9 protein-coding genes are annotated in these 9,663 nt (G+C 72.4%); 3 read left to right on the top strand and 6 right to left on the bottom strand.

Annotated elements, in window-relative coordinates:
* Nucleotides 1–56 precede the first annotated feature (56 nt).
* The 4 genes from AB0J58_RS28005 to AB0J58_RS28020 all read right to left on the bottom strand — a co-directional run bounded on the left by AB0J58_RS28005 (nucleotide 57) and on the right by AB0J58_RS28020 (nucleotide 4,826).
* On the bottom strand, nucleotides 57–1,691 hold the full coding sequence (locus AB0J58_RS28005; protein WP_364220872.1) for a gamma-glutamyltransferase: 1,635 nt from the start codon (nucleotides 1,689–1,691) through the stop codon (nucleotides 57–59).
* Nucleotides 1,675–2,520, bottom strand: coding sequence for a polysaccharide deacetylase (locus AB0J58_RS28010; protein ID WP_364220875.1), 846 nt, complete (start codon nucleotides 2,518–2,520; stop codon nucleotides 1,675–1,677). Before AB0J58_RS28010 ends, AB0J58_RS28005 begins: the two co-directional genes overlap by 17 nt.
* Nucleotides 2,517–3,830, bottom strand: coding sequence for an ABC transporter substrate-binding protein (locus tag AB0J58_RS28015; protein WP_364220878.1), 1,314 nt, complete (start codon nucleotides 3,828–3,830; stop codon nucleotides 2,517–2,519). Before AB0J58_RS28015 ends, AB0J58_RS28010 begins: the two co-directional genes overlap by 4 nt.
* A 201-nt stretch (nucleotides 3,831–4,031) precedes the next feature.
* Complete coding sequence (locus tag AB0J58_RS28020) at nucleotides 4,032–4,826, bottom strand: SDR family NAD(P)-dependent oxidoreductase (protein ID WP_364220881.1); 795 nt, start codon at nucleotides 4,824–4,826, stop codon at nucleotides 4,032–4,034.
* Between the two features lie 197 nt (nucleotides 4,827–5,023).
* On the opposite strand from AB0J58_RS28020, the gene AB0J58_RS28025 reads away from it, so the two are divergent.
* Genes AB0J58_RS28025 through AB0J58_RS28035 form a run of 3 tightly spaced genes read left to right on the top strand, consistent with a single transcriptional unit; the run spans nucleotide 5,024 to nucleotide 8,659 of the window.
* Complete coding sequence (locus AB0J58_RS28025; RefSeq protein ID WP_364220884.1) at nucleotides 5,024–6,313, top strand: glutamine synthetase family protein; 1,290 nt, start codon at nucleotides 5,024–5,026, stop codon at nucleotides 6,311–6,313.
* Nucleotides 6,303–7,475 (top strand): amidohydrolase family protein, encoded by a 1,173-nt coding sequence (locus tag AB0J58_RS28030; protein ID WP_364220887.1) that lies wholly within the window; start codon nucleotides 6,303–6,305, stop codon nucleotides 7,473–7,475. Before AB0J58_RS28025 ends, AB0J58_RS28030 begins: the two co-directional genes overlap by 11 nt.
* Complete coding sequence (locus tag AB0J58_RS28035) at nucleotides 7,472–8,659, top strand: M20 family metallopeptidase (protein WP_364220890.1); 1,188 nt, start codon at nucleotides 7,472–7,474, stop codon at nucleotides 8,657–8,659. Before AB0J58_RS28030 ends, AB0J58_RS28035 begins: the two co-directional genes overlap by 4 nt.
* Nucleotides 8,660–8,672: 13 nt before the next feature.
* Here the strand turns inward: AB0J58_RS28035 and AB0J58_RS28040 are convergent, their stop codons facing one another.
* Together AB0J58_RS28040 and AB0J58_RS28045 are read right to left on the bottom strand one after the other, a co-directional pair.
* Nucleotides 8,673–9,221, bottom strand: a complete 549-nt coding sequence (locus AB0J58_RS28040) for a hypothetical protein (protein WP_364220894.1) — start codon at nucleotides 9,219–9,221, stop codon at nucleotides 8,673–8,675.
* A gap of 126 nt (nucleotides 9,222–9,347) precedes the next feature.
* The coding region (locus tag AB0J58_RS28045; protein ID WP_364220897.1) for a transposase at nucleotides 9,348–9,663 on the bottom strand (316 nt) is incomplete at its 5' end.

A 9,663-nucleotide genomic window follows, 5' to 3' on the forward strand; every position in this document is an offset into this window, starting at 1 on the left:
TGGTGTTGGTCGGCCGTGGTGGGCCGCGACCGGGTGTCCGTCCTGTCCGGCCTGTCTCATCCGCCGGGCAGGCCCACCCCGTACGGCTTCATCCGGTCGACGCCGGGGGACCACGCCCCGCCACCGCGTCGCGCGATGCCGTTGGGGCGGGCGAAGTGCCAGGTGGTGGGCTCCTCGCTGACGACCTGGACGTCGAACCCGGCGGCGGAGAGGTCGGCTGCGGCTCCCGCGTCGCGCGAGTCCAGCCAGAGGCGGTCACCCTCGGCGTGGATCCTCGGTGCCGAGATCGCCTCCTGGAGGTCCGCGCCGTCACGCCAGCGGGCGGCGATCTGGGCGACGGCGGAGATGATCCGCCGCCCGCCCGAGGCGCCGAGCGTCGCCTCGGCGTCCCCGGGGCCGGTCAGCACGACGGGACTGACCGCGCTGAGCCCGGCCGCGCCCGGGGCGACGCTGGTCACCCGGCCGGGGCGGGGGTCGAAGTACATCATCCCGTCGTTCAGCACGATGCCGGTCTCCGGTTCCACCATGCGGGAGCCGAACAGGTCGAGCACCGTCTGGGTGAGCGAGACCGTCATGCCCTCGTCGTCGACCGCCGACAGGTGCGAGGTGCATCCCGCCCTGGTGGAGCCGCCGGGGGGCGCGGGGGAGGCATGCCCGCCCGCGATCCAGTCGGCCACCACCTCGTCGGCGTACCCGGGGGAGGCCAGCCGCGCCCAGGGCGCCGGTCCCTGCTGGGAGGTGGTGACCTCGCGCAGCCGGTCCTCGAACGCGTGGGACAGTACCCGCGCCCACAGGCGCGCCCCGGGATCCAGTCCCCTGCGCCGGGCGGCCTCGACCAGTTGCAGTGCCTCGATCACCGAGATCACCCCGGTGGCGTGCGGGCCGTACAGCCGCATCGGGCCGATCTCGACGGGAAGGACCTCGGACTCGTCGGCGACGTACCCGCCGAAGTCCTTCTCCGACAGCAGGCCACCGGCCCCGGTGACCGCCGTCGCGATCGCGCGGGCGGCCCGGCCCAGGTAGAACGCGTCGGGGCCGCCGGCGCCGATCTCGCGGAGCACCCGGGCCAGCCGGGGTTGGACGAGCGGGTCGCCGGGGCCCTGGGACGGGCCGCGCAGCGGCAGGCCGCCGGGCAGGAAGAGTTCCGCTGAGAAGGGGAAGGCCCGCAGCGTCCGGGCCTCGGCGCAGATCGCCGAGGAGGCGAACCAGTTGGTCTCGTGTCCCGCCTCGGCCAGTTCGATCGCCGGGGCGAGCACCTGGGCCAGCGGCAGACGGCCGAACCTGGCGTGCGCCCGGCACAGCGCGGCGACCGCCCCGGGAACGCCCACCGACAGCGGGCCGACGATGTTCGCGTCGTCGCGCACGGCCGGCCAGTTGTACAGGCCGGTGCCGGCCGCGGACGCCGCCGGGGCGAACATCTCCGGACGCGCCAGGCCCGGGGCCCGGATCGGGCCGCACACGACGGTCGCGGCCGGAGCGCCCGGCTCGCGCACCACCAGCCAGGCGCCGCCGCCGAGCCCGCTCATGTAGGGCTCGACCACTCCGGTGGCGAAGGCCGTGGCGACCGCCGCGTCCACGGCGCTGCCGCCCGCGCGCAGCATCGACGCCCCCGCGCGCGCCGCCCTCGGGTCGGGCGCGGTGACCATCCCGCCGGTTCCCGGGGGAGGGCCCGGCTCAGCCCTGCCAGGCATCGGCGATCTCGCTCAGCGTCGCGAACCAGACGTCGCCCGCCGCCAGCATCCGCTCGACCAGCGCCTCCAGGACGAGCAGGTGGTGGGCCCGGCCGATGGTCTGCGGGTGCATGGTGAGCACGTAGACCGCGCCCGGCACCCGCTGGTGGGCGTAGTCGAAGATGGTGTTCCAGCGGTCTTCCATGTCGCGGTGGGAACCCAGTGGGGAGACCCCGGCGACGTACTCCACCGAGGGCCAGTCGTCGAGATACCACGACACGGGGATCTCCACGATCCGGCTCTCCGGGCCGAACTCGCTGGCCGACTCGTAGTTCACCGTGACCCGCCGGGGCCGGTACGGCTCGAACTCCCGGCCCATCAGCGAGCTGTCCCAGTCGAAGCCGAACTCCTCGAGCAGGTCCAGCGTGCTCTCGGAGAAGTCCCAGGCGGGCGAGCGGTAGCCGCGCGGACGGCGCCCGACGACCTGCTCGTGCTGGCGCAGCGCGACCTCCATGAGCCGGCGCTCCTCGTCGGGCCCCAGGTCGGGCACGACCTCGTGGTAGCAGCCGTGCGCGGCGATCTCGTGCCCGGCCGCCAGGATCTGCTCGATGCGGTGCGGGAAGGTCACCAGGTCGTGGCCGGGGGTGGCCCAGGTCGCCGGCAGGTCGTTGCGGCCGAGCAGCTCCAGCAGCCGGGGCACCCCCTGCTCGGCGCCGAAGTCACCGCGCGACAGGTAGGACGGCGACGTGCGGCCCATGGTGCCCATCCAGGGGGAGTGGGCGTCGAAGTCGAAGGTCAGTGCCACGGCCATCCGCTTGCCCGGCGGCAGCAGCAGGGAAGCGGAGGTCACTTCTTCATCCACGGCGGGAGCTGGAAGGAGCCCGACTTGTACTTCTCAGGGGCGATCAGCACCCGCTTCTCGTCCTGGAACTGGAAGGACTGCAGCGGCACGTAGTCGTCGCCCTGCTTGGCCAGGTGCGTGGTCTGGTCGAACACGATCCGGCCGGAGGCCCGCTCGCTGTCGCTCTTGCCGATGGCGGCACCGATCGCCGACGCGTCGTCGGGGTCGCCGACCTCGCGCAGCGCGTCGGCGTAGATCATGGTCTCCACGTAGGTCATCACGCCCTGCGGGTCGACGTTGTCGGTCCCGTACGCGGCCTGCCAGTCCTTCTGCAGCTGCGCGGCCGGCGCGTAGCCGGGCGAGGGCACCATGCCCGCGAGATTGTTGAACAGCACGCCCTCGGCCTGCTGCTTGGTCAGCTCGAAGAACTGGGGCTGGTTGGGGCCGTACTGCATGAAGACCAGGGACTCGGTGGGCTTCTGCAGGAACTGCTGCAGGAAGCTGGCCTCGTTGGAGACCTGGTAGTCGGTGTTGACGATGAAGTCGGGGTCGGCGGAGCGGATCTTCCCGAGAACCGTGCCCCAGTCGTTGACCGTGCCGAACGGCACCTTCTCCTGGCCGGCGATGCTCCAGCCCTTGGCCTTGAAGTGCTTGACCAGGCCGTCGGCGATGTTCTCGCTGTAGGGGTTGTCGGAGCGGACGATGAACGCCGACTTGTTGCGCGGCTTCCACAGCCCCTGCTCGGCCCAGGACTCCGCCAGGTCGACCGGCTCGGTGCCGTAGGCGTCGTAGTCAGGGGTGATCGACCAGACCGTGGGGTACTTCGCCGGGTCCTTCTCGATGATGGCCTGGGTCTGCGCGGTGTTGCCGCCGATGAGGTAGACCTTCTCCGCCGCGGCGAACTCGTCGATCTCGAAGTTGGACGTGGAGGCGTAGCCGGTGACGACCGCCTTCACCGACTCGTCGTCGGTCAGGGTCTGCACGCCCTTGGTCACCGCGTCGTTGGACTGGCTCTGCACGTCCACGACCTTGAGCTTGAACGTGTACCCGTTCACGCCGCCGGCCTCGTTGAGCTGCTTGATGGCCAGCTCGGCCCCCTGCTTCATGCCCAGGCCGTCGGATGCCAGGGCCCCGGTCAGCGGGGCGAGCAGGCCGATCTGGATCTCCTTCGTGCCGGCCGCGCCGCCGGTCTCCGCGGCGGAGGTGTCGGGGGAGGTGGAGGAGGAGCACGCGGTGAGCGCCGCCAGGGCGCCCGTCACCGCGACGGCGGTGATCGCCCGGATGGGCGTCCGGGGACGGAGGAAGGGGGAACGGGCCACGGTGAAGCCTCTCTGCGTCTGGGGGACGAGCGGACGAACGCATGCGGGACATGCCGAAGGGCGTCACATGCCTGTTTTGCACCGTTCTGTCACTGTCGACAATTGAAACGTACGTTGCATCCTGCGGCAAAGGCTAGACCTGTAAAAGGTTTGTTACTTAAACTCGATCCGCCGCACCGCTCTGATCTCGTAAAACGTGGTTCAGCTCGGCGGCAGGGCCGTTCCGGCCAGGAAGCCTCCGTCCACGTCGAGAACACTCCCCGTGATGAAGGAGGAGTCCGGATCGGCGAGGAACACGCACGCCCGCGCGATCTCCGCCGGCGTGCCCATGCGGTGCACCGGCTGCCCGGCGACCAGCGCCGCCACGTACTCGGCCGAGAGCGCCGCGGTGGCCGGGACCTCGATCAGCCCGGGGGCGACGGCGTTGACGGTGATCTGTGACGGGGCGAACTCCAGCGCCAGGACCCTGGTGAGCATCTCCACCGCCGCCTTGGACGAGCAGTAGTGGGCGGCGCCCACCCGGGCCGAGCGGGCCGCGCCGGAGGAGACGTTGACGATCCGGCGCCCGCCCCCGAGGGCGCCGGAGGCGCGGGCGAAGGCTTGCGAGGCCAGCATCACGCCGCGGACGTTGACGGCGAACACCTCGTCCCACTCCGCGGCGGTCATGTCGAGGACCGGGATGTTCGGATAGACCCCGGCGCAGTTGACCAGCACGTCCACTCCGCCGTGCAGGGCGGTCACCCGCTCGAAGGCGGCGGTCACCGACTCCGGGTCGCGCACGTCCAGGCGCACCGCCGAGGCCGCCGGTGATCGGCCCGGGACGGCGGCGAGCTCCGCGGTGACCCTCGCCGTGCGCGTCTCGTCGAGGTCGGCGACGACGACCGTCGCCCCCGCCTCGTGGAACGCCCCGGTGATGCCCCGGCCGATGCCCTGGGCTCCGCCGGTGACCAGGACCACGGTCCCGTTGAACCTGCTCGGAGAGAGGTTGTCCGTCATGGGAGGCCTTCCGATGATGCCGGGCGGGAGCGGCCTCCCGCCGGCTCGACACATATGACCTGGGCGTTTCTGTCAGGGGTACCAGGTAACACGCATGCTAAGTTTCATTCCGCCGCCTTGACCATACATGTGAACCGTATGTTTCACTTAGGGCGGCCGGGACGCGGGGTGCGGACCGGACTGGGAGGAGAGAGCCGATGACGACAGGGACCGCCTTCGTGGCGACCTGTGACCTCGCGGCCCAGGTGCGGGGCCGGGCTACCCCGGTGGCCCGGCTGGACCAGACGTTGCGCACCGGAGTGGGATGGGTTCCCGCCAATCTGGCGCTGACCTGTTTCGGCCACCTGGCCGACGACAACGTCTTCGGTTCGGTGGGCGACCTGAGGCTGCTCCCCGACCCCGCGACGGCCGTCGACCTGCCCGCCGACGGCCCGGTGCCGGGCACCCGGCTCTACCTCGCCGACCAGACCGGCCTGGACGGCAGCCCCTGGCCCGGCTGCCCGCGCGGCTTCCTCGCCCGCGCGCTGGCGGACCTGAGAGAGATCGCGGGCCTTGAGGTGAACGCCTCCTTCGAGCACGAGTTCATGCTCGGCGGCCAGGCCGAGGCCCCGCCCTTCTCCTTCCAGCGCCTGCGCGGCGCCGAGCCGTTCGGTGCCGACCTGGTCGCGCTGCTGGAGACGGCCGGGCTGGAGCCGGAGAGCTGGCTCCCCGAGTACGGGGACGGCCAGTTCGAGATCACCCTGCGGCCCGCCACCGGAATGGTCGCCGCAGACCGGGCGGTCCTGCTGCGCGAGCTCGTCCGCGACCTCGCCCGCCGCCGGGGGCACCCGGTCACCTTCGTCCCGCTGGCCGACCCCGCGGGCGTCGGCAACGGCGTCCACGTGCACTTCTCGCTCCGCGAGGTCGGCGGCGGCCCGGTGATGTTCGACGCCGGAGCACCCGGCAGGCTCTCCTCGACCGCGGCCAGGTTCGCGGCCGGAATCCTGCGGCACGCCGGTGCGGTGGTGGCCGTCACCGCGCCCAGCGTCGGCTCCTACCTGCGGCTCACCCCGCACCGGTGGAGTGCCGGCGGGGTGTTCCTCGCCGAGCGCAACCGCGAGGCGCTGCTGCGCATCGCGCCGACCGTCGAGATCGGCGGCGCCGACCCCGCGGGCCAGCTCCACCTGGAGTACCGGGCGGCGGACGCCACGGCCAACCCGTGGCTGGTGCTCGGCGTCCTGATCCGCGCCGGCCTCGCGGGACTGGCCGGGGCCGAGCCCGCCCGGGTGTGGCCGGAGACCGCGACCGAGGCCGACCTGGCCGAAGAGCCCGCGCTCCCCGGCTCCCTGCCGGAGGCGCTCGCCGCGCTGGAGGCCGACGAGGTCGCCCGAGGCTGGTTCCCCCACGAACTGCTCCACACGTTCCTCGCGGTGCGACGGGCCGAGCTGGCCTGCGTCAAGGGACTGCCCGACCACGAGCTCTGCCGGAGGGTCGCCGATGTCTACTGAGAACTTCTCCGGGGATGCGGCCGGCGATCTGGAGAGCGTGCTCGCCACCCTGCCCCTGGTCGACCACCATGTGCACGGCGCCTCCTCGGGAGAGCTGGGCCGCGGTGAGTTCGAGACGCTGGTGACCGAGTCCGACCGGCCGATCCCGGCGTTCATGACCCAGTTCGACTCCCAGCTGGGCTTCGCGATCCGCCGCTGGTGCGCGCCGGTCCTCGGCCTGCCCGCCCACGCCGCACCGGAGGACTACCTGGCGCGCCGCACCGAACTGGGCGCCACCGAGGTCAACCGGCTGCTACTGGCCGCCGGCGGCATCGGCCGCTTCCTGCTGGAGACCGGTTATCGGGGCGACGACGTCCTGGACCCGGCCGGGATGGCGGAGGCGTCGGGGCGGCCAGTGCACGAGGTGGTCCGCATCGAGCAGGTGCTGGAGCAGGTGGCCGCCTCGGGGGTCTCGGCCGCGGAACTGCCGGGCCGCTTCCGCGAGGAGTTGGCGCGCCGCACCGCCGGCGCCGTCGGCCTCAAGAGCATCGTCGCCTACCGGCACGGCTTCGCCTTCGACCCGGCACCGCCCGGCGACCGGGAGGCCGTCCTGGCGGCCGGCCGCTGGCTGTCCGCCGGCGAGGCGAGCGGCCGGTGGCGGGTGGACGACCCGGTGCTGCTCCGCCTCGGACTCTGGGCCGGGGTGGAGCGCGGGCTGCCGCTGCAACTGCACGCCGGTTACGGGGACCCCGATGTGGAGCTGCACATGTGTGACCCGCTGCTGCTCACCCGCTGGCTGAAGCTCATCGAGCCGCACGGCGTGGACATCCTGCTGCTGCACTGCTACCCGTACCACCGCAACGCCGGTTATCTCGCCCAGGTCTTCCCGCACGTCTACTTCGACGTCGGTCTCGGCGTCAACTACACCGGCAGCCGGTCGGACGCGCTGATCGCCGAGTCGCTGGAACTCGCGCCGTTCGCCAAGATCTTGTTCTCCTCGGACGCCTGGGGGCCGGCGGAGCTGCACATGCTGGGGGCGCACCTGTTCCGCCGCGGGCTCGGCCGGGCGCTGCGCGGGTGGGTCGACGCCGGAGAGTGGGCCGAGGAGGAGGCCGTCCGGGTGGCCACCATGATCGGTGTGGACAACGCCCTGCGCGTCTACGGTCTGGAACCGGCCAAATGATCGAGCCTCTTGCCTTCGGCCCGGCCGTCGACTCCGTCGGGGCCGGGCTCCGGACGGCACTGGAGCGGCGGCTGCCCGCCGCGACGGAGCTGCGCCGCCGGCTGCACGCCCGCCCCGACCTGTCGGGGGAGGAGGGGCCGACCCGCGACCTAATCCTGGCCGAGCTGCCCGGACGCCCCGTGGACGCGGTGGCCGGTACGGGCGCGCTGGTGCGCGTCGGCGGCCCCGGGCCCGCGGTCGCCGTACGGGCCGAACTCGACGCGCTGGCGGTGACCGAGCGGACCGGTGTCGACTGGGCGTCCGGGAGGCCGGGCCGCATGCACGCCTGCGGGCACGACGTGCATCTCGCCGCCCTGGTGGCACTCTGCCACGCGGTCGGTGACACCCCCGGCGCGCCTCCGCTGGTCGCGATGCTCCAGCCGCGCGAGGAGACCTATCCCTCCGGCGCCCACGACATCGCCCGGTCGCCGTCGCTGGCGGAGCACCAGATCACCGCCATCATCGGCGCGCACGTCCAGCCCACCCTGCCGCGAGGCGAGGTCGCGGCCACCCCCGGCACGGTGAACGCCGCCGCCGACGAGTTCACGGTCGTGGTCAGGGGCCGCGGCGGGCACGCCGCCTACCCTCACCTGACCAGCGACCCGGTGCTCGCGCTCGCGCACGTCGTCGTCGCCCTGCAGCGGGTGGTCAGCCGTGACGTCGACCCGACCAGCTCGGCGGTCCTCGGCGTCTCCACACTGACGGCCGGCAGCGCACCCAACGTCGTGCCCGACGAGGCCACGGCCGGCGGTACGGTCAGGGCACTGAGCGAACGCATCCGCGACCAGGTGCACGCCCGGCTGGAGGAGGTCGCGGACCTGGTCGCGCGGGCCCACGGCTGCGAGGCCAAGGTGAGCATCACCCGGGGGGAGCCGGTCCTGTACAACGACTCCGGGCTCGCCGCCCGAGCCGGTGCCCACCTGGCCGACCTGGGCCTCACCCTCTCGCGGCCGCTGCTCTCCTTCGGCGCCGACGACTTCTCCTATCTCTCCGCGGTGCTGCCCGGCCTGATGATGTTCGTCGGGGTCGGCGACGGCACGGACGTACGCATGCACAGCGCCGGTTTCCTGCCCGGCGACGACGCGGTGCGCGATGTCGCGCTGACCATGCTGGCGGGTTACCTCGCGGCGGCGGAGAGGATGTAGCCGCGAAGGACGCTCAACCGGTGGCGTGTTCCCAGTAGGGGTCGCGGTAGAGCATGACCGAGGTGCCGCGCAGGAGCTCGTCGGGGGCGGAGAGCAGCACGAGTTCGCCCCTCGCCTCCAGGGAGCGCAGGACGTCGCGGACCCGCGGCCCGACCGGCAGCCGGCCCACCGGGAGGTTGAGGGTCTCGCGGGCCAGGTCGGCCACCTCGGAGAGCCGGAACGGCTCGGTGAAGCCGGCGATGAGCCCGCGGACGAACTCGACGGTGATCACCGTCTCGGCCTCGGCGTGGGCGAGCTGCCAGGTCAGCTGCGCCCTGCGCCGGCCGGTTCCGGCGCAGGCCGTGCACTGCTGGGAGAAGTCGGGCACGATGTTCTCGACGGTGCTGCCCAGGCAGGTGGTGCACTGGTTGGTCTCGGACGCGTGCAGCTCGGCCGCCGTCCTGTCGGCCAGCGGCCTGCCGCACAGGCAGAGGTAGACCCGGAACCCGCCGCGTACCAGGACGAGGTCGTCGGCATCGTCGGGTATGTCTTCCCAGAGCGCGGTGATCGTATGGATTCTCATCGTTGTGCGACTCTACCGAACTGTGGGTCAGTGCTCCGGTGTTCACGCCGGGGGTGAAGGCCCACGCGAAAGTGCCCGTCAGGGCGTGGGCGTGCTCTGGTCTTCCGTGCCCGTTAGCAGGCCGGCTCACACGGGTCGTTTCCGCCGTTCGATGTGCTGCTTGAGGACCGTGAGCGGTGCGCTGCTCACGCTTGCGGCGACATAGGAGCCGGACCGCAAATGCCCACCTCGCAGGGGGCAGCGGACGCGAGCGCGGTACTCTTTGCCGAGCATCCGCGCCGAGAGGCCCTTCGGTGAGTTGGCGAGCCTGGAGAAGGCGGCCTTCGACGGGTAGCGGACCAGCAGGTGGCCGTGCCGGACGCTCAGGCGCACACCGCCCGCGCGCTGTGGAACCTGCTGCATGAGTACTTCACCTTCCGCCAGGGCCGGTTCGCGACGGTGA

The organism is Streptosporangium sp. NPDC049644, from assembly GCF_040675205.1.
Taxonomy (GTDB): domain Bacteria; phylum Actinomycetota; class Actinomycetes; order Streptosporangiales; family Streptosporangiaceae; genus Streptosporangium; species Streptosporangium fukuiense.

Coding starts and splice junctions, on each gene's coding strand:
- AB0J58_RS28005 (WP_364220872.1), bottom strand. CDS start 1,691: ATGCCTGGCAGGGCTGAGCCGGGCCCTCCCCCGGGAACCGGCGGGATG.
- AB0J58_RS28020 (WP_364220881.1), bottom strand. CDS start 4,826: ATGACGGACAACCTCTCTCCGAGCAGGTTCAACGGGACCGTGGTCCTG.
- AB0J58_RS28025 (WP_364220884.1), top strand. CDS start 5,024: ATGACGACAGGGACCGCCTTCGTGGCGACCTGTGACCTCGCGGCCCAG.
- AB0J58_RS28030 (WP_364220887.1), top strand. CDS start 6,303: ATGTCTACTGAGAACTTCTCCGGGGATGCGGCCGGCGATCTGGAGAGC.
- AB0J58_RS28035 (WP_364220890.1), top strand. CDS start 7,472: ATGATCGAGCCTCTTGCCTTCGGCCCGGCCGTCGACTCCGTCGGGGCC.
- AB0J58_RS28040 (WP_364220894.1), bottom strand. CDS start 9,221: ATGAGAATCCATACGATCACCGCGCTCTGGGAAGACATACCCGACGAT.